Origin of the sequence: Mycobacterium sp. 360MFTsu5.1, assembly GCF_000383495.1 — a bacterium.
Lineage (GTDB): Bacteria > Actinomycetota > Actinomycetes > Mycobacteriales > Mycobacteriaceae > Mycobacterium > Mycobacterium mucogenicum_B.
Map to the genome: position 1 here is coordinate 224,917 of NZ_KB911463.1, position 25,633 is coordinate 250,549.

Here is a 25,633-nt window from a genome sequence, read left to right on the forward strand (position 1 = left end):
ACCGGGAGGTCAGCCGGAATGGGCCTGTTCAAGCGACGCAAGAGCCGGGCAACCCGTCGCGCCGAGGCGAAGGCGATCAAGGCGAAGGCGAAACTCGAGGCACGGCTGTCCGCCAAGAACGAGGCCCGCCGCATCAAGGCGGACGGCCGTCGGCAAACGAAGCGGGACCGGGCCGGCGTCAAAGCCCAGCGGGACAGCGACAAGACGGCACTCAAGGTTGCTGAAGCGCAGCTGCAGGCGGTCCGTGAAGGCAAGCTGCTGTCGCCGACCAAGATTCGCCGGCTGCTGATGGTGTCGCGAATCCTCACTCCTGTTGTCGTGCCTGTGGCGTACCGGGCCGCGATTGCCGCGCGCGGTCTCATCGACCAGCGCCGCGCCGACCAGCTGGGTGTTCCGCTGAGCCAGATCGGCCAGTTCTCCGGCGCCGGCGGCGCGCTGTCGGCCCGGATCGCCGGCGCGGAGCGCTCGCTGCGCCAGGTGGCCGAGAACAAGCCCAAAGATGCCGAGACCAAGCAGTTCGTGGCGACGCTGTCGAGCAAGCTGGCCGACCTGTCCGCGGCGGTGACTGCGGCGGAGAACATGCCGGCCCCGCAGCGGCGGACGGCACACGCCGCCATCGAGAGCCAGCTCAACGGCATCGACGCAGACGTCCTGGCCCGCCTCGGGGTGTCCTGACCGCCCGGAGGAGCATCCGCATGGCAGACGAGCAGAATTCCCCGGACAAGTCGCAACCCGGCGTTCCCGCGAATGAGACGCCGGCCGAGAAGGCACCTGCCAAAAAGGCGCCCGCCAAAAAGGCTCCGGCGAAAAAAGCTCCGGCCAAGAAGGCCGCAGTGAAAAAGGCGCCCGCCAAGAAGGCGCCCGCCAAAAAGGCCGCGACCACCGCGCCCGCCAAGAAGGCGGCCGCGAAGAAGGCTCCGCCGAAGGTCGCGCCGCCAGCGCCACCAGCGCCCCCGGCTCCCGAATCTCCGGCTCCTCAGCCGCCGGCTCCCGACGCCCCGGCGCCCGCACCACCGCCCGTGCTCGACCTGGCTCCGCCCGTCCCGCAGCGCTCGCAGCTGCCGGTCACCGCGGTGATCGCCGCGAGCGTCCTGGCCCTGCTCGTCGTGCTGCTGGCCCGACGCCGCGCCGCTGACTGACTTCGCCCCTGAGATAATCGGCGGGTGACCATCGAACCCCGCGCCACCGCCGACCTCGTCGACGAGATCTATCCCGATGTCCGCAGCTGCGATCTGCAGCTGCAGAACTACGGCGGTCGAACCATGTTCGCCGGCCGCATCACCACGGTGAAGTGCTTCCAGGACAACGCCCTGCTCAAGTCGATCCTGTCGACGCCCGGTGACGGCGGCGTCCTGGTGGTCGACGGCGACGGCTCACTGCACACCGCCCTCGTCGGTGACATCATCGCCGGCCTCGCCCACGACAACGGCTGGTCGGGCGTCATCGTCAACGGCCCGGTGCGCGATGCGTCGACGCTGCGCACCATCGACGTCGGCATCAAGGCGCTGGGCACCAACCCGCGCAAGGGCACCAAGACCGGCGCCGGTGAGCGCGACGTCGCGGTGACCTTCGGTGGCGTCACCTTCGTCCCGGGTGACATCGCCTACTGCGACGAGGACGGCATCGTCGTCGTGACACCGTCACCGTCGTGACACCGTGACCTCAACACGGCAAAGCCCCCACCGCGAGGTGGGGGCTTTTCTCGTCTGACGGATCAAACCGTCACTGCGGCACGGTGTTTCGTGAACTGCAGAGCCTGCTCGTCGACCTTGCCGTACCGGATGGTCCGCATGTCGAAGAAGTAGTTCTGCTTGAGCTTCCACGGCGCTTCCGAACCCGACTTGGGCAGGCTGTCCATGGCCCGCTTGAAGTAGCCGGGGGTGAAGTCCATGAACGGCAGCTCGTCGACGCTGTCGCCCGGGTGCTGCGGCTCGACGCGGTCGAATCCGTTGGCGTCCATGTAGTTCAGCACGCGGCAGATGAACTCGGACACCAGGTCGGCCTTGAGCGTCCAGGACGCGTTGGTGTAGCCGAAGGTGATCGCCATGTTCGGCACGCCCGACAGCATGAGGCCCTTGTAGGTCATGCAGGACGGCAGGTCGATCGGCTCGCCGTTGCGGTTGGCGGTCGCGCCACCGAACAGCTGCATGTTCAAACCCGTTGCGGTGACAATGATGTCGGCCTGCAGCTCCTCGCCGGAGCTCAGCTTGATGCCGTTCTCGGTGAAGGTCTCGATGGTGTCGGTGACGACGCCGGCCTTGCCCGAGCGGATGGCCTTGAACAGATCGCCGTTGGGCGCCAAGCAGACTCGCTCGTCCCACGGGTTGTAGCGCGGGCTGAAGTGCTTGTCGTAGTCGAAGCCTTCCGGCAGTCGGCGTTCAGCCATCTGCCGCAGCGCCTTCTTGAACACGGCCGGGAACTTGCGGGCGAGCTGGTACTGCCCGGTGCTGTAACCGATCTGCTTCCAGCGGTTCACGAAGTGCGCCAGGTGCTTCGGCAGGAACTTGTTGGTCTGCTTCGCGACCGGGTCTTCGAGCGGCAGCGCGCCGATGTAGGTGGGCGAGCGCTGCAGCATGGTCACGTGCCCGACGCCGCCGTTCACCAGCGACGGGATCAGCGTGACGGCCGTTGCGCCGGAACCGATCACGACGACGTTCTTGCCGGTGTAGTCGAGATCCTCGGGCCAGTGCTGCGGGTGCACGATCTGGCCCTTGAAATCGGCCGCGCCGGGGAACTCGGGCGAGTAGCCCTCGTCGTAGTTGTAGTAGCCGCTGCACACCGACAGGAACGACGCGGTGATCTGCTTTTCCTCACCACCTGCGGTGATGTTGATGGTCCAGCGGTTCTCGGCGTCCGACCAGTCCACCGAGGTGACGCGCTGGCCGGTGCGGATGTGCTGGCGGATGCCGTTCTCGTCGGCGGCCTCGTTGATGTAGTTCCAGATCGACTGTCCGTCGGCGATCGACTTGGCCGACTCCCACGGCTTGAACCGGAAACCGAGGGTGAACATGTCGGAGTCCGAGCGGATGCCGGGGTACTTGAACAGGTCCCAGGTGCCGCCGATGTTCTCCCGGCGCTCCAGGATCACGTAGCTCTTGGTGGGGCAGCGGTCCTGGAGGTGCCAGGCGGTGCTGATGCCGGAGATGCCGGCACCGACGATGACAACATCGAAGTGTTCGATCATGGTACCGACGGTATCAACATGGTGTTGAGTCAGTCAACGGTCTGTTGAGAAACTCGACAAACTGTTAGGCTCAGTTGCGTGAGTACCGCCGCACAGACCCGGTCCGCCCGGGGTCGACGCGCGGCCCGACCGTCGGGCGACGACCGCGAAGCGGCCATCCTGGCCACCGCGACCGCCCTGCTGCAGCAGCGCTCGTTCTCCGAGATTTCCGTCGATGACCTGGCCAAAGGCGCCGGCATCTCCCGCCCGACGTTCTACTTCTACTTCTCGTCCAAAGAAGCGGTGCTGCTGTCGCTGCTCGATCCGCTGATCAAGCGCGCCGACACCGGCTTCGACGGCGCGCTCGAAGACATGCCGTCAGACCCCAAGCAGGCCATCCGGCACGGCATCGAGATCTTCTTCAGCTCGTTCGGCTCGCACCCGGCCACCGCCCGGGCCGGCGTCGAGGCGGTCCGGACCGTTCCCGAGTTCCGCGAGTTCTGGGCCGGCCTCATGCAGAAGTGGATCAACCTGACCGCCGCACTGATCTCCGCGGAACGCTCACGCGGCGCCGCGCCGAACACCCTGCCCGCCCGGGACCTGGCGACCTCGCTGAACCTGATGAACGAGCGCATGATCATGGCCACCCTGGCCGACGAGCCGGGCGCCGTCGCGCACGACGACGTCGTGGACACCCTCACCCACATCTGGCTGACCAGCATCTACGGCTGAGCCGCCACTTCTGCTCTACATCGCGTAGTCCGGCAATTCGATGTCGTCGCGGAATTCCCGCCGGATCGCCCAGGCCGCCAGTGCCGGGATGTCCAACAGCCGGCTGACGCGGTTGCGGGTCCAGAGGCCGACCGAGGTCCGGGGTGCCAATACGCCGGCGAACGCTCGAGCCGACTCCTGTTTGCCCTCGATCAGCGGTCTGAGCAGCTGCTCGTAGCGGCGGAAAGCGGCACGGTGGTCGCCGCGTGCCTTGTCGAGTTCCCCGGCAAGCACATACGCCTGCAGCATCGCCAGTCCGGCCCCCTCCCCGGCGAGCAACGACACGCATGACGCCGCGTCCCCGATCAGCGCGACGCGGCCCTGCGACCAGCGGTCGACCTTGATCTGGCTGACCCGATCGAAGTACAGGTCCTCGGCCCGATCCAACGCGGCGAGGATCGCCGGGCACTCCCATCCGTCATCGCCGAACACCTGCCGCAACGCTCTCCTGGCCTCGGCGTCGTCGGCCGGCTCCATGCCGGTCAGCTGATCGTCGGCGACCACGAACAGGAACATGGTCCGATCGTTCCGCTGCGCGAACCGGGCTACCAGGCGCCCGGGCCTGTTGTGGGCGAGGTAGACGAGTTCGTCGCGCGGGCGATATCCCCCGGTTTCGAACGCCGCGACCCAATAGCCCATTCGCCTCTGCAGCGCGGCAGCGCCGAAAGCCAGACCGCGCACCGCCGAATGGACGCCGTCCGCGCCGATCACCAGGTCGAACTCACGGCGCCCGCTGTGCTCGAACGCGACGTGCACGCCCTCGTCACGTTGATCGATCGCGGTGATCCGGTCGCCGAACACCGTCTCGACGTCGTCTCCGACTGCCTCGTAGATCAGCCTCGCCAGCTCGCCGCGCGGCAAGCTGATGTATCGCCCGTCGAAGACCCGCCGGAACGGGCCGACGGTGAACCCGCCTGTCTTGCGGCCGCGGCCATCGACCAGCCGGACCTGCTCGATCCCGTAGCCTGCCCGCTGCATTGCGTCCGCCAAGCCCATCCGCTCGGCGATCGCGTAGCCGACGCCCCAGAAGTCGATGAGGTAGCCGCCGGTGCGCAGCTGCGACGCCGTCTCGATCAGCACCGCGTCATGGCCGCTGCGGGACAACCAATACGCCAGTGTCGGCCCGGCTATGCCGGCGCCACTGATGGCGATCTTCATGAGGTCGTGTCGAGCCGCAACTCGACCATCGGGAGCGCCGTGTGGGTCGGGCTCACTTCGGTACCCAAGGTCTGGTCGAGGACGCCTTTGAGCCGAGCCCAGGCGCGCGGATGACGCTCGATGTAGGCACCCAGTGCGCGGTCGGCGGCCGACGGAGGCAGCACCCGCGCCGTCGCGGCCGCCGGCGGGCGGCTACCGGCGTAGACCCGCACCCGCGGATTGGCCGAAATGTTGCGGAACCACTGGGCTTTCGTCCCGAATCCGGAAGCCACCACGTAAGTATCGGCCGACGGATGGTCGATGACTTCGAGGACGACGTAGCGGCGGGCCCCCGATGTGCGTCCGGTGTGTTCCAGCATCAGCATCCGCGAACCGAACAGCGCGCCCGCACGGGCCCGATAGATCCAGATCGGCGCGCGTACCAAGCGTCGGCACCGCAGCAGCCTGGCGCCGCCGGCCGCCAAGCCACCGGTATCACCGGAGCGTGGTTTGCAGGGCGTGGACATGGTTGTCTCCCTACCTTTCTCGTGCACTGTCGATGAGGCCGCTCACGTGGAGCCAGGCGATCCGGTCAGGCCATCGCGGTAGATGGCGAAGGCTTCGGTGGCCCAGCGCTCCATGCCGGCGGCGGTCAGCGGGTCGACCCCGAGTACTTCCGCAACGCGCCGACGCAGCATGAGCACCGCCAGGTCGTTGACCAACAAGAAGGCCGCGCGCACCGCCGGATCGTCGCCGGCATCCGCCGTTCCGCCCGCCACCATCGCGCCGAGCGCGTCCTGGCTGATGGCGTACAGCCGGGCGAACAGGGCGGACCCCATTGCGCCGCCGGCGATGAGCGATCTGCCCAGGTAATCCGGAATCGGCGACTGCGGCGGCAGGTGGACGGCGAAGGCCTCGAGCAGCGTCGGCGTCGTGGAGGGCTGCGGGCCGTCTTGGACCGGTGCTGTCACCTCGGCCAGCAGCGCCTCCAGGGTCTGGACGACGTGGCTGTCGACCGCCTCCACCAGTCCGTCTTTCGAGCCGTAGTGCCGGACCAGCAGCGCGGGCGAGACACCAGCCGCGGCGGCGATGTCGCGCATCGTCACCGCATCGGCACCTCGCTCGGCGAACAGGCGCAGCGCCTCGTCGCGAATCCGTGCCCGCGCGGTCCGGTCGTCGACCAGAGGTGAATGCATGTTCACCAATGTAAACAATTGTTTAGTTGAGCGCCAGCCATTCGTTGATGCGAACATATGTGCGAAGATTGATGGGTGTCGGACGTTGAAGCAGCCGCGATCCTGCACGCCGACCTCGACTCGTTCTACGCATCGGTCGAGCAGCGTGACGATCCCGCACTGCGCGGCCGGCCGGTGATCGTCGGCGCCGGCGTGGTGCTCGCGGCCAGCTACGAGGCCAAGGCCTTCGGCGTACGCACGGCGATGGGCGGACACCAGGCCCGCGGCCTGTGCCCGCAGGCCATCGTCGTGCCGCCGCGGATGTCCGCCTATTCAGAGGCGAGCCGAGAGGTCTTCAAGGTCTTTCACGACACCACACCGCTCGTCGAGCCGCTGTCGGTCGACGAGGCCTTCCTCGACGTCAGCGGTCTCGGCCGGGTGTCCGGCACCCCGGTGCAGATCGGCGCCGCGCTACGTGAGGCGGTCCGCGAGCGCGTCGGGCTGCCGATCACCGTCGGCATCGCCCGCACCAAGTTTCTGGCGAAGGTCGCGAGCCGCGAAGCCAAGCCCGACGGACTGCTGCTGGTGCCGCCGGACCGCGAGCTGGCCTTCCTGCATCCGCTTCCGGTGCAACACCTCTGGGGCGTCGGCGCCAAGACGGCGGAGAAACTGCGTGAACACGGCGTCGAGACGGTGGCCGACGTCGCGGCCCTCACCGAGTCGGCTCTGGGCGCCATGGTGGGCGGGGCCATGGGACGTCAGCTTTTCGCGTTGTCGCACAACATCGACCGCAGGCGGGTGACCACGGGCGTACGACGCCGGTCCGTCGGCGCCCAGCGCGCCGTGGGACGGCGAGGAAACACCATGTCCGACAACGACATCGATGCGATGATCATCAACCTGATCGACCGCATCACCCGCCGCATGCGCAGCAGCGGACGAACCGGCCGCACGGTGGTCCTGCGGCTGCGGTTCGACGACTACAGTCGCGTGACGCGTTCGCACACCATGCACCGCACGACCGCGTCGACCGAGGAAATCCTCACCGCCGCACGCGGATTGGTGGCCGCGGCAGGGCCGATGATCGCCGACCGCGGACTGACGCTGATGGGGTTCTCGGTGTCGAACGTCGACACCGCCGGCACCGAACAGCTCGAGCTACCCTTCGATGGCGAGCCCGACACTGCCGCGGTGGACTGCGCCGTCGACCTGGTGCGCCAGAAGTTCGGCAACGCCTGCCTGACGCGCGGCGTGCTGGTCGGCAAGGACCCCGGCTGGGAAATGCCGATGCTGCCGGAATAGCACGGGGTGACGCGGTGTTGGCCGGGTCATGCCGAGAAAGCTGACAGAAGCAGAGCGCGAGCAGTTCCTGGCCGACAAGCACGTCGCGGTGCTGTCCGTTGCCGCCGAAGACGGCCGGCCGCCGTCGAGCGTCCCCATCTGGTACGACTACACCTCCGATGGGTTGATCCGGATCAACACCGGTGCCGGCAGCCGCAAGGCGAAGCTGATCGAGCGGGCGGGCGTGGTGTCTCTGGTGGTCCAGAGGGAAGAGCCGCCGTACCAGTACGTGATTGTCGAGGGCTCGGTCGTCGACACCGCCACGCCCGCGCCGGACGACGCGCGTGAAGAGATCGCGATCCGGTACCTGGGCGAAGAGGCCGGGCGCGAGTTCGCCCGTTCGATGGCGGGCGTAGCCACCGTCCTGTTCACCGTCCGCCCCGACCGGTGGCTCACGGCCGACTTCTCTGACGAGGTCTGACCGCGCACGGATTGGTGGTGCCTGTCGACAAATTCCCGGCCAGGAAATGCCGATGCTGCCGGTTGCTTGATCGAGCGAAAGACGCTGCATCAGAACTTCTTTACGTCACGAGATATCTGCTCGAAGGCTCTGCCGAGTGATCCGAAATTGATGCAAGTCGGGTCCAGTGGACCGGGTTAGGCTCGATTGAGGGTCGGATGTTGACTGCACTGGGGGGCGTGTGGGCGAGAAGTGCATCTCCGTAGCGACGGTGTGCGGCAAAGTTGCCGATGTTGGGGCGAGTCCGGTCGGTAAGTCGGCCGAGAACACCTCCTAGGCCGGCTGCACGATGGGGCTATCGATTGCAGACGTAGATAAGTGGAATCCGGACTCGCTCAGCGCAGTAGGTGCGGCAAGTACCGCTCGCGCGAATGCGGCGGCCGAGGCCGATAGCGCCTTGAGAGGGTTATCGGCCTTTGACAGCTGGCAAGGTACTGGCGCCAACGCTGCGCGGTTACGCACCCAGGCATACGCAGACAGTCTGGACGGACACGGCCGGGGTGCGTCTGCGGTTGCCACAGCTACCAGGACCGCAGCCAACGAGGTCAGGCAGGTCAAGAGCCAACTCAGCGAGTTGCGGTCGACGTTGGGGCAGTACGGCATCACGGTTGATGCCAATGGAAACCGCGTGCTGCCGCCGACAAATTTATCGTCGCTGCCGCCTGCCCTTCGCACGCTTGTGCAGGGCGTGACTAGAGCGGGCCAGCAGAGCCTGGATCAGATCCGACAGGCGGCCGATCAAGCCGACGGCCTTCTCGCCGATTCATTGACGAAAAGCAGTGAAAAGCTACCGACGCAAGGCGAGGATGGAAAAGGCGATGATAAACCGCCGCCTCGGTGGACTGACAAAGATCTGTATCCGCACGATCCAACTGCTGACGATGTCAATCAAGACAGCATTGGAGACTGCTATCTGGATTCCACAATGGGTGCAATCGCCAATGCGAATCCACAATGGATAAAGGATCGCATACACTACGACCCGGCGTCTGGAAATTTCGATGTCACGTTGTGGGATGGCAAGCAGTGGAGGCACATCCCTGTCACGCAAGACGATATCGACACCAATATTGCGCATCACGGTGCAAGTTGGCTCGACAATGGCAGGCCTGATGCGCCACTGTGGCCCACAGTTCTGGAGAACGCCTATGCGAAGTTGAAAGCCCCGGACCGGAGTCTCGGAGATGCACTGGACAACGGCATAGGTAAGGGCGGTTATCCTCAAGACGCGATGGAGGCTCTCACCGGAAACCGAGGCACAGTCATCAATCCACAGAATGTCTGGCTGACGAGGGACCACCTTGACCAACAGATTGCACAGGCCCTGGCCAACCACCAACCTGTAACAATTGGGAGCACGCCGGATGGCAGCCCGATACACAATAGCCACGCATATATGGTTGAAAAGATCACCGGAACAGGCAGTGACGCTCAAGTCACGCTACGCAATCCATGGAACAGCGACAATGAGAATCCAATCGTCACTGTCAGGCTTGGCGATCTCATCGGCTCTGGAATACCTGGCATCAACGGGCATCACCCCACCAATGTCGTCAACATCGGTGCACTAGGATGAAACGGTCGACGAAAAAGATGTGGATAGTTCTTACCGTTGTCGCATTCGTCGTTATTGTCGCCGGAGGAACCATGATGTATCGAATTGCTCAGCGGCCGGCCATTCCATTAGCGGACATTCCCGCCTATCCGTACGAAAAATATCAGATGCGGGGGGCGTCGCTTCCGATCGACAGCGTTGATTCGGCAGTCCGGACCCGTGCCGAGCAGGCGTTGACGCAGTTTGCTTCGACAGTTGAGTCCGGCTACGTCGTCGCCGACAACCGATTCTTGGCCGGCAAGGGCGGGTTTGCCTGGGATGCGGTTCGCAGCGAGGCGGGCGGATATCTGCAGCGTGCAGGCTACTCAGTGGATCGCGCCGGCCAAACTCCAGAGCGCGAAATCGACTTTGCTTACATCCTATGGCGAAGCGACAGCAAGTTCTGGCGACCGAACAGCAGCGACCGAATACTTGCGGTCGCTTTACAGGAGCCTGTTGCGCCGGGGCCAATCGATGAGCAGGTCCATATCTATGGCTACTTCAGGCTGACGCCCGCCCACTGACCGGCATCGAGGAACTTGCCAACCAGGGTGTTCAGTTACGCGAACGAGTCCCAATATCCTGGGCCGCTTTTCTTACCGAAGCCGCCCCCAATTCGTCGGACTGCACGTATTTCTCTGCGGCTTCGATGAACTTCTCACCGTGCTCGACAAGGTTCTTGGGATACAACGCCGTCGCTTCCTGCCAATCCGCGGCCAACGACGCAAGGGCGCCGGCGGATCTACCTACCCAGCCCGACTGAGCGGACGCAATCGCTGTGTCGCTGTCGCCGAATGCCGATCTCGTCCTCGCGGCAATCTCACCCACCTCGACACCTGATGTGTGAATCTCGGCCGGATCGACCTTCAACTCGCTCATGCGTTCCCCCTTGCGCGCCGTACGCACTACTGCGGCTTGAACACCTCCACATTAACGCTGCCGTGGACACCTGCTCGGCACGAATTCGCCGCGATTCGAAATGGCCAGCGCTGCTAATGTCATGAAAAGCAGGAGAATCTCGTCGGATTCGAGAAGGCACTCAGGGGTCCATGTCGCACAGTGACCGATCGGATGACGTAGACGACTGGGCCGACGAAAGCGACGTGGATTTCGACGATTTCGTTGCCCCGCCCAGTTACTTCGATGTCGTAGCGGACGACACCGACCGCCAGGCAGCCGAGTCCGGCAGCGTGTCCGATTCGGCACGCGCTCTCACGCCAGACGACGAGACCACAGGCCCGATCGTGCTCGCTGTCAGCGTGACCAACGCCGCAGAGACCATCACTGCGACGGCGACCATCAGTGGCTGGCTACAACGTATCGAGCTGGCACCACACGTGACGTCCATCGACGAGGCAGAGCTGGCTCGGGAAGTCATCGCCACCGCCGAGCTGGCCAGGCTGAAGGGCCAGGCCAGTCAGCGGAACCTCGTTGAAGACATGCTGATGTGGCAAGGCGCAGACAGCCACACCGCCCGCGACTACGTCGACGAATACATGAACTTGCCGACTTCGGCTCAAGCGGCCGAGGCCGAGGCCGAAGCGAACGCGCGGTACCTGCGAGGCGAGTATTGAAGCTAACCGATCCGGTACGTCCATCCCGCGTCGGCGACACACTGCTGGATCGGGATCTTGATGTCGTCGGTCGTGATCAGGTGGTGCATGCAGTTCGAGTTGCCCGACCAGAACAGCTGCAGGTCACCGGTGTCGTGACACTCGATCCACTGGCCTTCGGCGTCCTGGCGCCATTCGACCAGGTGATCCACCGCGTGCAGGAGCCGGTTCTCGGCATCCAGTCGTAGATGGATCTGGAAGGTCAGCGCCACCGCCAGATCTTCGAGTACCTGCCGCCAGTCCGGGTCGTCGGACTTCCACTCGGCCACCAGGTCGACGCCCTCGGGAGCGCCGTCACGGATCAGCCACGGGCGCGCTGGACTGTTCAGCTGCAGCAGGAAGCCGTGCAGTTCACTGTCCGGGGATGATTTCAATGCTGAGGGCAATGTTGGATCCCTTGACGTCGACGGCTCGCACCATCGCGCGGCGGGACTTCGCGCCGGTGACCACGGTGCAGGTCTGTGCCGCTCCTACCTTGCCCTCGAGACCGCCGTCGCACACCACGGAATCGATGGTTGAACTGGTTTTGGTGCCCAAGTTGTTCTTGACCGCCGTCTCCAATTGGGCTTTCGACATGGTGGGGGCTCCGCCCCCGACGTGCACGGAGCACGACGTCAGCACGCATGCTGCGGCGAGCAGCGCAGCCCGTCGCAGCGTCGATCGACCGCCCATGCTGAATCAGTATGCCCGCCCGCGGAGTTCAGAATTGCGCAACCGCGAATCCCGACAGCAGCACCAGGAATCCGCCGACCTCTCCGAGGATCAGCGCCACCATCCCGGCGTGCAGACCGCCACTGGGGTGCTCGAACTGGTTGGTGGTGTCCTGCCGGAACCCATGATGGATGTACGCGGCGATGGCGACGACGAAGAAGAACACCAAAACCATTGCGGCCGTGAGGTTCACCCACGTCGGCCAGGAACTGAGCTGCACGAACACCGCCACCAGCAGGGTGGAGAACGAGTACATCAGCGCGGCCCGGTGCGCGATGTCGACGTAGGGGTGCGCCAGATGGTCGGCGTTGACGGCCATCTGCCGGTACTTCCAGATGCCGAGGACCAGCGCCAGCAGGAAGATCAGGCCGGCGGCGAAAAGCGTGATGACGGTTGCGGTACCGAGAACCATGGGCCCGACGCTACGCGGCGGCCCAGGACAGCAGTCGCTCGACCGGCCAAGTGTTGACGATCCGATCCTGCGGCACACCGGCATCCAGCGCCCGCTGCGCGCCGTAGCCGAGAAAGTCCAGCTGGCCGGGCGCATGCGCGTCGGTGTCGATCGAGAACAGACACCCGGTGTCCAACGCCAGGTTCAGCAGCCGGGTCGGCGGGTCGCGCCGTTCTGGGCGCGAATTGATCTCCACCGCAACATCATTGGCGGCGCACGCCGCGAACACCGCTTCCGCGCCGAACTTCGATTCCGGCCGGGTGCCGCGCGAGCCCTCGACGAGGCGACCGGTGCAGTGACCCAGCACGTTCGCCTGACCACCGGACACCGCGCGGACCATGCGCCGGGTCATCGCGGCGGCGTCCATGGCCAGCTTGGAGTGCACGCTGGCCACCACCACGTCCAGCCGCTCCAACAGCTCGGGTTCCTGATCCAGCGAGCCGTCCTCAAGGATGTCGACCTCGATGCCGGTGAGGATGCGCATCGGCGCGAACCGGTCCCGGATTTCGTCGATGACATCCAGCTGCTGACGTAACCGGTCCGCGCTGAGACCGTTGGCCACGGTCAACCGCGGCGAGTGGTCGGTGAGCGCGCAGTACCCGTGGCCCAAACGCTGTGCGGTGGCCATCATTTCACTGATGGGCGCCGAGCCGTCGGACCAGTTCGAGTGCAGATGCAAGTCGCCCTTCAGTGCCGTGCGCAGCGCTCCCCCACCCAAATCGGCTGCCGCCGTGCGCAGTTGGACGAGCGCGTCAGGCTCCCGTCCGGCCCACGCCTGGGCGATCACGGCGGCGGTCTTGGGTCCGACGCCGGCGAGCGTCTGCCAGTTATTGGCCCGGCCCAGCTTCTCGCGTTGTTCGGGTGTCAGCGCCTCCACCACGTCCGCGGCTTTGCGGTAGGCCATGACGCGGCGGGACTCCTCACGTGCGCGGTCCTTGTAGAAGGCGATCTCTCGCAACGCGGCCACCGGGTCCATGACGTCCAGTCTGCCAACGCGCGGAGGAAACTCACAGGAATTAGTAGCCGGTCGTGACTAGTTTCAGTAAGCGTGCGATTCGCCTTCAAAACCTCACCGCAAGACACCACCTGGTCGGACATGCTCGCCGTGTGGCAGGCCGCCGACGACATCGACGTGTTCGAGTCCGGCTGGACCTTCGACCACTTCTATCCGATCTTCTCCGACTCGTCCGGTCCCTGCCTGGAGGGCTGGGTCACGCTGACCGCGCTGGCGCAGGCCACCAAACGGCTGCGGGTCGGCGTTCTGGTCACCGGCATCCACTATCGACACCCGGCCGTTCTGGCCAACATGGCATCCGCGCTGGACATCGTCTCGAACGGCCGGCTGGAGCTGGGCATCGGCGCCGGCTGGAACGAGGAGGAGTCCGGCGCCTATGGCATCGAGTTGGGCTCGGTCAAGGAGCGGTTCGACCGCTTCGAAGAGGCCTGCGAGGTGCTCAAAGGCCTCCTCAGCCAGGACACCACGACCTTCGACGGCAAGTTCTATCAGTTGAAGGACGCCCGCAACGAGCCGAAGGGGCCGCAACAGCCGCATCCGCCGTTCTGCATCGGCGGTAGCGGCGAGAAGCGCACTCTGAAGATCACTGCCAAGTACGCCGATCACTGGAACTTCGTCGGCGGGACGCCGGAGGAGTTTGCCCGCAAGCGCGACGTGCTCGCCGCGCATTGTGCCGACATCGGCCGGGATCCCAAGGAGATCACCCTGTCGGCGCACGTCCGGCTCGGCCAGGACCGGGACTACCGCAAGGTGGTCGACGAGGCTGCGGGCCTGGGCGCTGAGGGCCTGGACCTGGCGATCATCTACATCCCCCAACCGCATGACCCGGCCGTGCTGGAGCCGTTGGCCGAAGCGATCCGGGACTCAGGGCTGCTGACCGCCTGAGATACGGCAACCGCCCGGAACCGAGAGTTCGGTTCCGGGCGGGCGTGCGTTCTTAATTATCGCGGAGGTCACAAATCGATAACGATCAGCAAAGCAGCTGACGTTACTGCCGATTACCGTCGGCCAGGGCGGTCGATCGAGCGCTAGGCGCCGAAGCGGACCATGTCCGCGGCGGTGACCAGGCGCTCGTTCTTCGCCGGAAACTCGCGGCTCTTGACCGGGTGCCGGAACAGGGACCAGGCAATACGTCCCATGCGCGAACGTGAGATCGGGTTGTTGTACACGGTGATCACTCCTGCGGTCGGCGATTGGTTGCACCGTGGGGCCAGACTATCGCACGGCCCTCGCGATTTCATTACAACGCCGGTCATCGGCAAACCTTTGGAGGCGCGCCGAAAGTAACAGCGGCGTGTCGGATGTGACTGGTGTGATTGTTGTTGCGGAAGAAGCCCTTAAAGCCCTCTTAATTTAAGAGAGTGACAGCCGCGCAAGTGACCCACCAGACAATATGAGCTACGTCACTCACGCGGCTCAGACCGGAAGTTCACGCGGCTTCCGGAACACGTCGTCCAGCGTGACGGTGCGCAGGTTGCGTTCCTTCAACAGGTCGACCAGTTGGCCGTACACGTGCGTCACCGGCAGGTGGTTGAGGTGGCCGATGACCACCGTCTGCTCCGTGAAGTACTTGCCCGCCATCTTGAGGATGTAGTCCTCGGTGACGATGTTCTCGTCGCCCAGCGATCCCGTCCACATGGTCGGCGTCGAGTAGCCGAGCTCCGCGGCGATCTTGTCGACGGTCGCGTTGTGGCTGCCATACGGCGGCCGGTAGTACGGACGGGAGTCGACCCCGAAGGTCGACTGCAGGAACTTGTGGTTGCGCTCCAACTGGTCGACGATCTCGTCCTTGGACAGTTTCGCCAGGTCCGGATGCGACCAGGTGTGGTTGCCCAGCTGAATCTGGCCCGACTCCACGAGCGGCAGCATCAGGTCCCGGTTCTCGGTCCATGACTGGTAGCGGCCGTTGACGAAATAGGTCAGCCGCATCCCGGTGTCCCGCGCGAGCTTGGTGTACGCGCGCACGACCTCGGAACTCACGCCGTCATCGAGCGTGATCGCCACACGATTGCCGGCCACGTCCGGCAGGCTGCTGAGCTCGCCGCCACCCGGCAACGCCAATCCCATGCCCCGCTGTACCGGTTCCTTCGGAGCCTTCGGCGGCGCCGCGGCCACGGTCGCGGCCGGCCCGTCGACAGCGCACCGCGCCAGGCCCACGCCGGCCACCACCGAGGCCGACAAACCCACGAGAAAACGTCGCCGGCTCAGCTCAGAGCCGGCGAACAGGGATCCGGGTGCAGTGGAGTAGTTCGCCATAAGTATTCAGTTCTGGTCGATCGGGACCCGAACCGATTTATTGTGCAACTTCAGTCACACCAGCCTCATGCGACACACCCGGTGGTATCGAGTCGTTATCAACGACGTCCGCGGTCACATCCAGCGGACACACAAGCTCCGTCAGATCACACCGCTGTCCGCAGCTACGCTGGACATGGGGAAATGCCGAAGGGGGGCTTGTGGGACTTTTCGAAAAAGTGACCGACATCGTCGAGGCCCCATTCAAGATTGCGAGCGGCGTCGTCAACGGCGTTATCGATACCACTCACTTCGTGGGTGACATCAGCCGTGGCGACTACACCACCGCGGCAAGCGATCTCACCAAGGTGATTGCGGACGGATCTGACATCGTGCAAGGACTCGGATCGCTCGGCGCATCGGTGGCACCAGTACCGGCGGGATATCAAGGCGCACAAGCGACGGACCCAAGCTCCAAGATCTTGTGGGGCGCCAAGATGGTCATCGAAGGTTTGGAGAAGGCCACAGGAACCGGGACCCCATATGACGGCGACGAGTTCCGTGAATCAAGCAAGCGTTTGGAATCGGTCGTCGAGGCCCTGGTCGACGCAGCCCCACATACCGATCGATGGGACGGCACGGCCTCCCAGGTGTATACCGCAGTCAATGCCTCCCACCGGAGGGTCGCATCCGGCGTGCAAGCGTCCGACCTCGCGATTGCCGGAGTCCTCGATACAGAGGCCGGCCAGGTAACCCGGACTCGTAAGACTTTCGACGACGAAAAGGACTGGCTCGGAAAGTTCGACCTCATGACCGTCCATCTCAATGCGACCGGCCCGGGTCGAGCCATCAAGATTGCGCTTGATACCGCGGTAGCCGCTGTTACCGTCACCGCCGCAGGCACCGCTATGACGATTCTCGTGAAGAACAGTTTCGAGAACGCAGGGCGCATTCGCGAACATCTCGATGCGTACGAAACCGCACTGCGCGACACATCCGGAAAACCCGCGAGCAACGGGGTATTCCCACCCATCCCAGACGACGAGCTGCCACGCCGTGATACGAATCCGAATGGCACGACTCACATGCCAAATCCGGAGGACGGCACTACCGAGCCGAGACGCACGAAGGCCAACGAGCCATATACCGAGCCCAGCCCAGAAGAACCCGTCCCAAGCGGCCCGCCAGCCACTCCGTATGGCATGCCCACGTTGCCATCCGCACCGTCAGCTCCTTCAACACCAACAACGTCACAACCAGCACCACCACCGCTCGCGACACCGATTCCGAGCGCCGCACCTACGACACCACTTGCGCCAGCGGCGTTCTCGCCACAGCCTCAGCGGACCGCGCCCTCCGCACCCGCAACGACTGCAGCATCGGCATTCACGGCTCCTATGCCGACATCGGCCAGTGCGCCGGTGTCGTCTCCAGGTTCTGCGCAGTCGGCCGCAGTATCGCCAACACAGGCCGCATCAGTTGCCGCCCCGGCGAATCCCGGCCCTCGCGCACCAATCAACGTGCCTACGGAAGAGGCTCAATCGGACGCCACCAAACCCGAACCACAAGGAACGAACCCCCATGGCAAGTGATCACGAAAAGAACCTCGTCGTCCTGACCGAACATCTCCTGCATCTGGCGGAAAAGCAGCGGAAAGCGTCGGATCAGATCGCCGGATCGACCAGGTCATTGGTCGATCCGGCACGTCAAGTGTCCGACACCCACGGGATAGCCTGCGAAGCAACTCATCTGGCGGTGTCGGCGGCGATCTCCGCCCGCCGCGCCGGCGGCAAGCAGATGCAGAAAGTGTCGAACGAGCTCGACCTCAAGCTTACCGACGCGTCTGCCTATTACGGCAACGCCGACGCCGCCGGAGCTCAGATGCTCAATCACCAAATGCCCAGATGAATACATCTGACGACGGCTGGGACGCTGGCACCAACGAAGACGAATCGATCCTCGACACCCTCTACGGCGGGGTGTTTCCGGTGACCAACACCGATGAATCTGCCTCGGCCGCAACATCAGACGGTGACCACGACAGCGTTGAGTCACTGATTTTCACTGTGACGAATCCTCTCGGAACCGTCTCGGTAGCTGCACTTTCTAACGGCGCACCGTACCGAGTTGAACTCGCTCCTGAAGTCGCCAGGATGACGGAACATGAACTGATCGAAGAGATTTCGCTGATCGCGAGGCTAGCCCGACAGAACGCCCTGGCCGGACAGCACTTGATCATTTCGGGGATGCTCTCCAATTCCGGCCTCGACCGTGCGTTCGTCCGGAGCTACCTGGAGCGCGACCTCGGGCTTCCTTCAATGGAAGCCGCACTCGCCGACAAGGCTCGGATCTTCGCCACACGGTACGAACGTGAAGAGGACTGACGGCGTGTACGTCTCGCCACCGGCCGCGACTGCTCCGACTGTTCGACGACGCCGCTGGATACTGATCCTCGCCGCCATCACGACGCTGTTGGCAGTGGTCATTGGAGGCGGAATCTCGTGGTGGTTTCTCGGCGGCGCCGAGAAGTGGGCACGAACCCGATGGACCCCGCCCAAGCAGGATCTACTGTCGACACTGCGGCTGCGACCAACGCCAGGATGGCGGACCACTGTCACCGGCCTGGGGTTACCTGCCGAGGCGCGGATCAACGCTGGCAAAGACTCGTGGGAATACCCCATCATCAAGACGACTTCAAACCGCACGTACGTGCTAGCCAGTACGCCTGGGCCGCCGGAGCGATGGTGGCTTGCCGCGATTGACGGCGCCACCGGACGTCCACTCTTCCGAGCAGTGTCGATGGGCGAAAGTCGCCAGATACCAAGGTGTTTCCCCAACGGCATCGACGTCATATGCGTTTCGGACCACATCGTAGAGCCATCCACCGCGTGGGTCATCAACGGCCAGACCGGTGTCATGACCTATAGCGGGCCGACCGATCTCCGGTTGGCCAACGGCGCCCAACCGCAGGCACAAAGGACGCCCAACTACCTATTAGCCACCTACTTGGGCCTCGGCACCTACGGGATCGGGGCACGCGCAGAGCGGACCTGGCACATTCCCAATACGGGTGGGAGCGGCGGTGAGGTCAAGGATGACGTGACGTTCAGCGACCCAGACGGCGATGGACCAGATGGCACCGTGATGTTTTCGGTCAAAGACGGTCGTCAATGGACCCCGCAGTTTCCCACCGACGCAGACTTCACCGGGTGGGCTTTCTTCGACGGTGGCTTCGCGGCGCAGTTCAGTTCCAAGGCAGATCGCGAGTTCGTTCAACTCTTCGACCTCGACGGAAAGCCCCTCAGCACCAAGCAGATCAAGGGGCACCTGACCGGAGTCGCCGGAAACCTCATCACCGTCTTGGATGCCCGCGCGACGTCGGTCTACGACCTCCGCGGAACCAAGCTTCTGGAGATCTCTGGGAACCGGTCGCGCCACTCCTACCTGGTCGGGACCACACTATGGGTTCGTGAGACCCGCGTTGACGAAGCGCAGCCCGTCTATCGGGCATACGACATGCGTTCCGGCGCGGCAGGCGCTACGTGCGCTTTGGACTTCTTCCGGTCGATCGGTACCGACGGCAGAGTGATCGTGCAGGCGCCCACTGATCGCTCCTCGCCTCAATGGAAGCTGCTTGCTCAGGCCTACGACCTCACCACCTGTGAAGTGGCGTGGTCGATCCCGAGACCGCCTGGCTCCCTTGGCACGGTGGCACGGCTCGGAGACACCCTCGTACAACTATCCGACGACGGCACCGAACTGATCTCGCTCGTCAACCGGTAGGGGGCGATACCCGCGAGGGAACCGAGTTGGTCACCCGGCTCAGATAGCAGTTCGCCGGCCCCGGGAAACCCGGGACCGGCGAACGAAGCCTTCTTACCGATCAGCGCTGCGGCGCAGCCGTCGGCTTGATCGGCTTCGGCAGCGCCGACTCACCCATCAGGTAGCGGTCCACGCCGGCGGCCGCGGCACGGCCCTCGGCGATGGCCCACACGATGAGCGACTGGCCGCGGCCCATGTCACCGGCGACGAAGACGCCCGGCACGGTGGTCTGGAAGTCGTTGTCCCGGGCCACGTTTCCGCGGTCGGTGAGCTCGACGCCCAGCTCGGTCAGCAGGCCTTCACGCTCGGGACCGACGAAGCCCATGGCCAGGAAGACGATGTCCGCCGCGAGTTCGAAGTCCGAACCCTCGACCTTCTCGAACTTGCCGGCCTTCATGACGACCTCGTGCACCTTCAGCGCCGAGACCTTGCCATCGGTGCCCAGGAACTCCTCGGTGTTGACCGAGAAGACGCGCTCGCCACCCTCTTCGTGTGCCGAGGACACCCGGAACATGAGCGGGTAGGTCGGCCACGGGGTCGACTCGGCGCGCTCCTCCGGCGGACGCGGCATGATCTCGAACTGGTGGACGCTCTCGGCACCCTGCCGGTGGGCGGTGCCCAGGCAGTCGGCGCCGGTGTCACCACCACCGATGATGACGACCTTCTTGCCCTTGGCCGTGATCGGCGGCTCGCCGTCGGGGCCGAGGACGTCGTCGCCGAGTTGCACCCGGTTGCCCCAGGGCAGGTACTCCATGGCCTGGTAGATGCCCTCGAGCTCACGGCCCGGGATCGGCAGGTCACGCCATGCGGTCGCGCCGCCGGCCAGGACCACTGCGTCGTAGTCTTCCTGCAGCTGCTCGACGGTGATGTCGACGCCGACGTTGACGTTCGTCCGGAACTGCGTGCCCTCGGCCGCCATCTGCTCGAGACGACGGTCGATGTGCCGCTTCTCCATCTTGAATTCCGGGATGCCGTAACGCAGCAGACCACCGATGCGGTCGGCCCGCTCGAGGACGGTCACGTCATGTCCGGCACGGGTGAGCTGCTGGGCAGCGGCCAGACCGGCCGGTCCGGAACCGACGACGGCGACCTTCTTGCCGGTCTTCACGTCCGGGATCATCGGCTTGACCCAGCCCTGGTCGAAGGCGTTGTCGATGAGCTCGACCTCGACCTGCTTGATGGTCACCGGGTCCTGGTTGATGCCGAGGACGCACGACGCCTCACACGGCGCCGGGCACAGCCGCCCGGTGAATTCCGGGAAGTTGTTGGTGGCGTGCAGGCGCTCGATGCCGTCGCGCCAGCGGTCCCGGTACACCAGGTCGTTCCACTCGGGAATCAGGTTCCCGAGCGGACAACCGTTGTGGCAGAAGGGGATACCGCAGTCCATGCAGCGCGAGGCCTGGACCTGCAGGGTCTCCTTGGAGAACTCCTCGTAGACCTCTTTCCAGTCCTTGAGGCGCAGGTCGACCGGCCGGCGGACCGGGGTCTGGCGGTGGGTGTGCTTGAGGAAGCCGTTCGGATCAGCCACGAGCGGCCGCCATGATCGCTTCGCTGACGTCCTCGCCGGCGGCCTCGGCCCCGGCGATCGCCTCCAGTACCCGCTTGTAGTCGCGAGGCATCACCTTGATGAACTGCTCCTTCTGATTCTGCCAATCGGCCAGAATCCGCTGTCCCACAGCCGATTCGGTGCCATCGACATGGGCGGTGATGATCTCGTGCAGCCACAGTTCATCCGTGGCGTCCAGCGCATCGAGATCGACCATCTCGCCGTTGATGTTGCCCGGCAGGGCGCCCTTCGGGTCGTAGACGTAGGCCATACCGCCGGACATACCGGCGGCGAAGTTACGGCCGGTCTCACCGAGGATGACGACCTTGCCACCGGTCATGTACTCGCAGCCGTGGTCGCCCACGCCCTCGACGACCGCGACGGCGCCCGAGTTACGCACCGCGAACCGCTCGCCCACCACACCGCGCAGGAAAGCCTGCCCGCTGGTGGCACCGAACAGGATCACGTTGCCGCCGATGATGTTCTCCTCGGCCACATACCCGGCCGGCGCGTTCTTCGACGGGCGCACCACGATGCGTCCGCCCGAAAGACCCTTGCCGACATAGTCGTTGGCGTCGCCGTTCACCCGGAGGGTGATGCCCTTGGGCAGGAACGCGCCGAAGCTGTTGCCCGCCGAGCCGTCGAACGTGATGTCGATGGTGCCGTCCGGAAGACCCTGGCCGCCATGAACCTTGGTGACCTCGTGGCCCAGCATGGTGCCGACGGTGCGGTTCACGTTGGTGATCTTCATGGCGAGGCTCACCGGCACCTTGGACTCGATGGCGTCCCGGCACTCGGCGATCAGCTGCTGGTCGAGCGCCTTGTCCAGACCGTGGTCCTGGCTCGACGTGCAGTACAGATCCTGCTTCATGAAGGCCGACTCCGGTTCGTACAGCACCGGGGTCAGGTCCAGCTTCTGCGCGCGCCAGTGGGCGACGGCCTTGCTGGTGTCCAGCGCGCCGACCTGGCCGACCATCTCGTTGATGGTGCGGAAGCCCAGCTGCGCCATGAGTTCGCGGACCTCTTCTGCGATGAACAGGAAGAAGTTCTCGACGAATTCCGGCTTGCCGGTGAACCGCTCGCGCAGCACCGGGTTCTGGGTGGCCACACCCACGGGGCAGGTGTCCAGGTGGCAGACGCGCATCATGATGCAGCCCGAGACCACCAGCGGTGCGGTGGCGAAACCGAATTCCTCGGCGCCCAGCAGCGCGGCGACGACGACGTCGCGGCCCGTCTTGAGCTGACCGTCGACCTGCACGACGATGCGGTCGCGCAGACCGTTGAGCAGCAGGGTCTGCTGCGTCTCGGCCAGGCCCAGCTCCCACGGCGCGCCCGCGTGCTTCTGCGAGGTCAGCGGGGTCGCACCGGTGCCACCGTCGTGCCCGGAGATGAGCACCACGTCGGCGTGCGCCTTGGAGACACCGGCTGCCACCGTTCCCACACCATTTTCGGACACCAGCTTCACGTGGATGCGGGCCTCGGGGTTGGCGTTCTTCAGGTCGTGGATCAGCTGCGCCAGATCCTCGATCGAGTAGATGTCGTGGTGCGGCGGCGGCGAGATCAGGCCGACACCCGGGGTCGAGTGCCGTACCTCGGCCACCCACGGGTACACCTTGTGCCCCGGAAGCTGACCGCCCTCACCGGGCTTGGCGCCCTGGGCCATCTTGATCTGGATGTCGGTGCAGTTCGTCAGGTAGTGCGACGTCACACCGAAGCGGGCCGACGCGACCTGCTTGATGGCACTGCGCCGCCAGTCGCCGTTGGCGTCCCGGTCGAAGCGCTCGACGTTCTCGCCGCCCTCACCCGAGTTCGACCGTCCGCCAAGGCGGTTCATGGCGATGGCCAGCGTCTCGTGGGCCTCGGCCGAGATCGAGCCGTAGCTCATCGCGCCGGTGGAGAACCGCTTGACGATCTCACTGGCGGGCTCGACCTCGTCGATCGAGATCGGTTCGCGCACACCTTCTTTGAAGGTGAACAGGCCACGCAGGGAGGCCATGCGCTCGCTCTGGTCGTCGACCAGCTTGGTGTACTCCTTGAACACCGAGTACTGCCCGGTGCGGGTGGAGTGCTGCAGCTTGAACACCGTGTCCGGGTTGAACAGGTGGTACTCGCCCTCGCGGCGCCACTGGTACTCGCCGCCGACCTCGAGTTCGCGGTGGGCCCACTCGTCGGGCCGGTCGAGGTAGGCGAGGCTGTGCCGCGCCGCGACGTCGGCCGCGATGTCGTCGAGGTCGATGCCGCCGGTCGGACAGGAGATGCCGGTGAAGTACTCGTCGAGCACGCGCTGGCTGATGCCGACGGCCTGGAACAGCTGGGCGCCGGTGTAGGAGGCCAGCGTCGAGATGCCCATCTTGGACATCACCTTCAGCACACCCTTGCCGGCGGCCTTGACGTAGTTGGCCTTGGCCTGGTCGCTGGTCAGACCGGTGATGACACCGCGGTCGACCATGTCCTCGACGGTCTCGAAGGCCATGTACGGGTTGATGGCGGCAGCGCCGACACCCACGAGCATGGCCATGTGGTGCACCTCGCGGGCATCACCGGACTCGACCACCAGGCCGACCTGGGTGCGGGTGCGCTCCCGGACCAGGTGGTGGTGGACGGCCGCCGTCGACAGCAGCGACGGGATCGGCGCGAGCCATTCGTTGGACTCACGGTCCGACAGCACGATGATGCGGGCACCGTTGCGGATGGCCTGCGACACCTTGGTGCGGACGTCCTCCAGGGCGCGGCGCAGACCTTCTCCACCGTCGGCGACGGGGTACAGGCAGCTGATGACCGCGGCGCGCATGCCGTGCTTGCGGCCCCGGATTTCATGGTCGGGGTCGACGCAGATCAGCTTGGACAGGTCACCGTTGCGCAGGATCGGCTGCGGCACGACGATCTGGCGGCACGAGTTCTCGTCCGGGTTCAGCAGGTCACCCTCGGGGCCGATGACGCCCGAGAGGCTGGTGACGACCTCTTCGCGGATGGCGTCCAGCGGCGGGTTGGTGACCTGGGCGAACAGCTGCTGGAAGTAGTCGTAGAGCATCCGCGGCCGCTGCGACAGCACAGCGATCGGGGTGTCGGTACCCATGGAGCCCAGCGCCTCGGCGCCGGTACGGGCCATGGGCACGATCAGCTGGGTGACCTCTTCGTTCGTGTAGCCGAACGCCTGCTGGCGCAGCACCACGCGGTGGTGCGGCATCTTGACGTAGTCGCCCGGAGGCAGGTCGTCGATGTGGAACAGGCCGTTGTCGAGCCACTCCTGGTAGGGGTGCTCGGCCGCCAGCTTGTCCTTGATCTCCTCGTCGTCGACGATCCGGCCCTCGGCCATGTCCACGAGGAACATGCGGCCGGGCTGCAGGCGCATCTTCTTGACGACGGTCGACGGGTCCAGATCCAGGACGCCGGCCTCGGAGGCCATGACGACCAGGCCGTCATCGGTGACCCAGATGCGCGAGGGACGCAGGCCGTTGCGGTCCAGGACCGCGCCGACGATGGTGCCGTCGGTGAAGCACACCGACGCCGGGCCGTCCCACGGCTCCATGAGCGACGAGTGGTACTGGTAGAACGCCCGACGGGCGGGGTCCATGGTCTCACTGCGTTCCCACGCCTCGGGGATCATCATCAGCACGGCGTGGTGCAGCGGACGTCCACCCAGGTGCAGGAGTTCGAGCGCCTCGTCGAACCGTGCGGTGTCCGAGGCGCCCGGCGTACAGACCGGGAAGATCTTGTTCAGGTCGTTGTGGAACCCGAACACGTCGGTGTGGATGAGCGCCTCACGGGCCCGCATCCAGTTCTCGTTGCCGTTGACGGTGTTGATCTCACCGTTGTGGGCGACCCGGCGGAACGGGTGCGCCAGCGGCCACGACGGGAACGTGTTGGTCGAGAAGCGCGAGTGCACGATGCCCAGCGCACTCTTCATCCGCTCGTCCTGCAGGTCCAGGTAGAACGCCTTGAGCTGCGGGGTGGTGAGCATGCCCTTGTAGACGATGGTCTTGCCCGACAGGCTCGGGAAGTACACCGTCTCGCGACCGGGGCCGTCCTGGCCCGGGCCCTTGGTGCCCAGCTCGTGCTCGGCCCGCTTGCGGATGACGTAGGCGCGGCGCTCGAGCTGCATGCCGTCGGCGCCGGCGATGAAAATCTGGCGCAGGGTCGGCATGGCGTCACGCGCCAGGGCGCCGAGCGACGACTCGTCGAACGGCACGTCGCGCCAGCCCAGGACCTGCAGGCCCTCGGCTTCGACGATCTTCTCCACGGCCTCGCACGCCAGCTTGGCGTCGCGGGCCGACTGCGGCAGGAAGGCGATGCCCGTGGCGTAGCTGCCCTCGGCGGGCAGCTCGAAGCCTTCCTCGGCGCACACGGCGCGGAGGAATTCGTCGGGAACCTGCAGCAGGATGCCTGCGCCGTCGCCGGTGTTCGGCTCGGCACCTGCAGCACCGCGGTGCTCCAGGTTCAGCAGTGCCGTGATCGCCTTGTCGACGATGTCGCGGCTCCGACGTCCGTGAATGTCCGCGACCATGGCGACGCCACAGGCGTCGTGCTCATTCGCGGGGTTGTACAGCCCGACCTTGCTGGGTCCGCCGTGCTGCGGCGCCATTCCCACCTAACCCTTCA

Annotated in this window: 26 protein-coding genes; 14 read left to right on the forward strand and 12 right to left on the reverse strand. The window is 65.2% G+C overall.

Annotation, left to right across the window (positions count from 1 at the left end):
* Positions 1 to 18: 18 nt before the first annotated feature.
* From H289_RS0104615 to rraA, 3 genes are read left to right on the forward strand one after another with little or no spacing between them, the layout of a single operon-like run.
* Positions 19 to 675, forward strand: coding sequence for a DUF6474 family protein (locus tag H289_RS0104615; protein WP_020099581.1), 657 nt, complete (start codon positions 19 to 21; stop codon positions 673 to 675).
* Positions 676 to 695: 20 nt separating this feature from the next.
* Entirely contained in the window at positions 696 to 1,139 is a 444-nt protein-coding gene (locus H289_RS0104620) for a hypothetical protein (protein WP_020099582.1), read from the forward strand.
* A 24-nt stretch (positions 1,140 to 1,163) separates the two neighbouring features.
* The gene (gene rraA, locus H289_RS0104625) at positions 1,164 to 1,652 is read left to right on the forward strand and encodes a ribonuclease E activity regulator RraA (RefSeq protein WP_020099583.1); all 489 of its coding nucleotides are present in this window, start codon (positions 1,164 to 1,166) and stop codon (positions 1,650 to 1,652) included.
* Positions 1,653 to 1,714: 62 nt separating this feature from the next.
* Here rraA and H289_RS0104630 read toward each other — a convergent pair whose 3' ends face one another.
* Positions 1,715 to 3,184, reverse strand: coding sequence for a flavin-containing monooxygenase (locus tag H289_RS0104630; RefSeq protein ID WP_020099584.1), 1,470 nt, complete (start codon positions 3,182 to 3,184; stop codon positions 1,715 to 1,717).
* A 78-nt stretch (positions 3,185 to 3,262) separates the two neighbouring features.
* Here H289_RS0104630 and H289_RS0104635 point away from each other — a divergent pair, with 78 nt between their 5' ends.
* Positions 3,263 to 3,895: a TetR/AcrR family transcriptional regulator gene (locus tag H289_RS0104635; RefSeq protein WP_020099585.1), complete on the forward strand. Its 633-nt coding sequence runs from the start codon at positions 3,263 to 3,265 to the stop codon at positions 3,893 to 3,895.
* A gap of 15 nt (positions 3,896 to 3,910) precedes the next feature.
* Here H289_RS0104635 and H289_RS0104640 read toward each other — a convergent pair whose 3' ends face one another.
* From H289_RS0104640 to H289_RS0104650, 3 genes are read right to left on the reverse strand one after another with little or no spacing between them, the layout of a single operon-like run.
* On the reverse strand, positions 3,911 to 5,092 hold the full coding sequence (locus H289_RS0104640) for an FAD-binding domain (protein ID WP_020099586.1): 1,182 nt from the start codon (positions 5,090 to 5,092) through the stop codon (positions 3,911 to 3,913).
* Positions 5,089 to 5,598, reverse strand: coding sequence for a nitroreductase family deazaflavin-dependent oxidoreductase (locus H289_RS0104645; protein WP_020099587.1), 510 nt, complete (start codon positions 5,596 to 5,598; stop codon positions 5,089 to 5,091). Before H289_RS0104645 ends, H289_RS0104640 begins: the two co-directional genes overlap by 4 nt.
* Before the next feature lie 42 nt (positions 5,599 to 5,640).
* Positions 5,641 to 6,267 (reverse strand): TetR/AcrR family transcriptional regulator, encoded by a 627-nt coding sequence (locus tag H289_RS0104650; RefSeq protein WP_029104791.1) that lies wholly within the window; start codon positions 6,265 to 6,267, stop codon positions 5,641 to 5,643.
* A 75-nt stretch (positions 6,268 to 6,342) separates the two neighbouring features.
* Here H289_RS0104650 and dinB point away from each other — a divergent pair, with 75 nt between their 5' ends.
* The 4 genes from dinB (at position 6,343) to H289_RS0104670 (ending at position 10,165) form a co-directional block, all read left to right on the forward strand.
* On the forward strand, positions 6,343 to 7,548 hold the full coding sequence (dinB, locus tag H289_RS0104655) for a DNA polymerase IV (protein WP_020099589.1): 1,206 nt from the start codon (positions 6,343 to 6,345) through the stop codon (positions 7,546 to 7,548).
* Positions 7,549 to 7,576: 28 nt separating this feature from the next.
* The gene (locus tag H289_RS0104660) at positions 7,577 to 8,008 is read left to right on the forward strand and encodes a pyridoxamine 5'-phosphate oxidase family protein (RefSeq protein ID WP_020099590.1); all 432 of its coding nucleotides are present in this window, start codon (positions 7,577 to 7,579) and stop codon (positions 8,006 to 8,008) included.
* 328 nt (positions 8,009 to 8,336) lie between these two features.
* Positions 8,337 to 9,623, forward strand: coding sequence for a C2 family cysteine protease (locus H289_RS32235; RefSeq protein WP_081633306.1), 1,287 nt, complete (start codon positions 8,337 to 8,339; stop codon positions 9,621 to 9,623).
* On the forward strand, positions 9,620 to 10,165 hold the full coding sequence (locus H289_RS0104670; protein WP_081633307.1) for a hypothetical protein: 546 nt from the start codon (positions 9,620 to 9,622) through the stop codon (positions 10,163 to 10,165). The genes H289_RS32235 and H289_RS0104670 overlap by 4 nt, the downstream gene beginning before the upstream one ends.
* A 31-nt stretch (positions 10,166 to 10,196) precedes the next feature.
* Here H289_RS0104670 and H289_RS0104675 read toward each other — a convergent pair whose 3' ends face one another.
* Positions 10,197 to 10,520 (reverse strand): WXG100 family type VII secretion target, encoded by a 324-nt coding sequence (locus H289_RS0104675; RefSeq protein ID WP_029104792.1) that lies wholly within the window; start codon positions 10,518 to 10,520, stop codon positions 10,197 to 10,199.
* A gap of 224 nt (positions 10,521 to 10,744) precedes the next feature.
* Here H289_RS0104675 and H289_RS29710 point away from each other — a divergent pair, with 224 nt between their 5' ends.
* The gene (locus H289_RS29710; protein ID WP_155944030.1) at positions 10,745 to 11,215 is read left to right on the forward strand and encodes a hypothetical protein; all 471 of its coding nucleotides are present in this window, start codon (positions 10,745 to 10,747) and stop codon (positions 11,213 to 11,215) included.
* 2 nt (positions 11,216 to 11,217) lie between these two features.
* Here the strand turns inward: H289_RS29710 and H289_RS0104685 are convergent, their stop codons facing one another.
* From H289_RS0104685 to H289_RS0104700, 4 genes are read right to left on the reverse strand one after another with little or no spacing between them, the layout of a single operon-like run.
* Positions 11,218 to 11,640, reverse strand: coding sequence for a hypothetical protein (locus tag H289_RS0104685; RefSeq protein WP_196809981.1), 423 nt, complete (start codon positions 11,638 to 11,640; stop codon positions 11,218 to 11,220).
* Positions 11,606 to 11,926, reverse strand: coding sequence for a DUF4333 domain-containing protein (locus H289_RS29715; RefSeq protein WP_081633308.1), 321 nt, complete (start codon positions 11,924 to 11,926; stop codon positions 11,606 to 11,608). The genes H289_RS0104685 and H289_RS29715 overlap by 35 nt, the downstream gene beginning before the upstream one ends.
* A gap of 28 nt (positions 11,927 to 11,954) precedes the next feature.
* A complete protein-coding gene (locus H289_RS0104695) occupies positions 11,955 to 12,377 on the reverse strand; it encodes a hypothetical protein (RefSeq protein ID WP_020099597.1) in 423 nt (140 codons plus the stop codon).
* Positions 12,378 to 12,387: 10 nt separating this feature from the next.
* Complete coding sequence (locus H289_RS0104700) at positions 12,388 to 13,392, reverse strand: PHP domain-containing protein (protein ID WP_020099598.1); 1,005 nt, start codon at positions 13,390 to 13,392, stop codon at positions 12,388 to 12,390.
* Between the two features lie 72 nt (positions 13,393 to 13,464).
* On the opposite strand from H289_RS0104700, the gene H289_RS0104705 reads away from it, so the two are divergent.
* Positions 13,465 to 14,316, forward strand: a complete 852-nt coding sequence (locus H289_RS0104705; protein ID WP_020099599.1) for an LLM class F420-dependent oxidoreductase — start codon at positions 13,465 to 13,467, stop codon at positions 14,314 to 14,316.
* Between the two features lie 531 nt (positions 14,317 to 14,847).
* Here the strand turns inward: H289_RS0104705 and H289_RS0104715 are convergent.
* Complete coding sequence (locus H289_RS0104715; protein ID WP_029104793.1) at positions 14,848 to 15,639, reverse strand: polysaccharide deacetylase family protein; 792 nt, start codon at positions 15,637 to 15,639, stop codon at positions 14,848 to 14,850.
* A gap of 248 nt (positions 15,640 to 15,887) precedes the next feature.
* Between H289_RS0104715 and H289_RS32835 the strand changes: the two genes are divergently transcribed.
* Genes H289_RS32835 through H289_RS0104730 form a run of 4 tightly spaced genes read left to right on the forward strand, consistent with a single transcriptional unit; the run spans position 15,888 to position 19,449 of the window.
* Complete coding sequence (locus H289_RS32835) at positions 15,888 to 17,258, forward strand: EspA/EspE family type VII secretion system effector (protein WP_155944031.1); 1,371 nt, start codon at positions 15,888 to 15,890, stop codon at positions 17,256 to 17,258.
* Positions 17,248 to 17,574 (forward strand): ESX-1 secretion-associated protein, encoded by a 327-nt coding sequence (locus H289_RS0104720; RefSeq protein WP_020099602.1) that lies wholly within the window; start codon positions 17,248 to 17,250, stop codon positions 17,572 to 17,574. Before H289_RS32835 ends, H289_RS0104720 begins: the two co-directional genes overlap by 11 nt.
* Positions 17,571 to 18,050, forward strand: a complete 480-nt coding sequence (locus H289_RS29720) for a hypothetical protein (RefSeq protein WP_020099603.1) — start codon at positions 17,571 to 17,573, stop codon at positions 18,048 to 18,050. Before H289_RS0104720 ends, H289_RS29720 begins: the two co-directional genes overlap by 4 nt.
* Positions 18,037 to 19,449, forward strand: a complete 1,413-nt coding sequence (locus H289_RS0104730) for a 9-bladed beta-propeller domain-containing protein (protein ID WP_155944032.1) — start codon at positions 18,037 to 18,039, stop codon at positions 19,447 to 19,449. Before H289_RS29720 ends, H289_RS0104730 begins: the two co-directional genes overlap by 14 nt.
* 100 nt (positions 19,450 to 19,549) lie before the next feature.
* Here the strand turns inward: H289_RS0104730 and H289_RS0104735 are convergent, their stop codons facing one another.
* Together H289_RS0104735 and gltB are read right to left on the reverse strand one after the other, a co-directional pair.
* Positions 19,550 to 21,016, reverse strand: a complete 1,467-nt coding sequence (locus H289_RS0104735; RefSeq protein ID WP_020099605.1) for a glutamate synthase subunit beta — start codon at positions 21,014 to 21,016, stop codon at positions 19,550 to 19,552.
* Positions 21,009 to 25,616: a glutamate synthase large subunit gene (gene gltB, locus H289_RS0104740; RefSeq protein WP_020099606.1), complete on the reverse strand. Its 4,608-nt coding sequence runs from the start codon at positions 25,614 to 25,616 to the stop codon at positions 21,009 to 21,011. Before gltB ends, H289_RS0104735 begins: the two co-directional genes overlap by 8 nt.
* Positions 25,617 to 25,633: the final 17 nt, after the last annotated feature.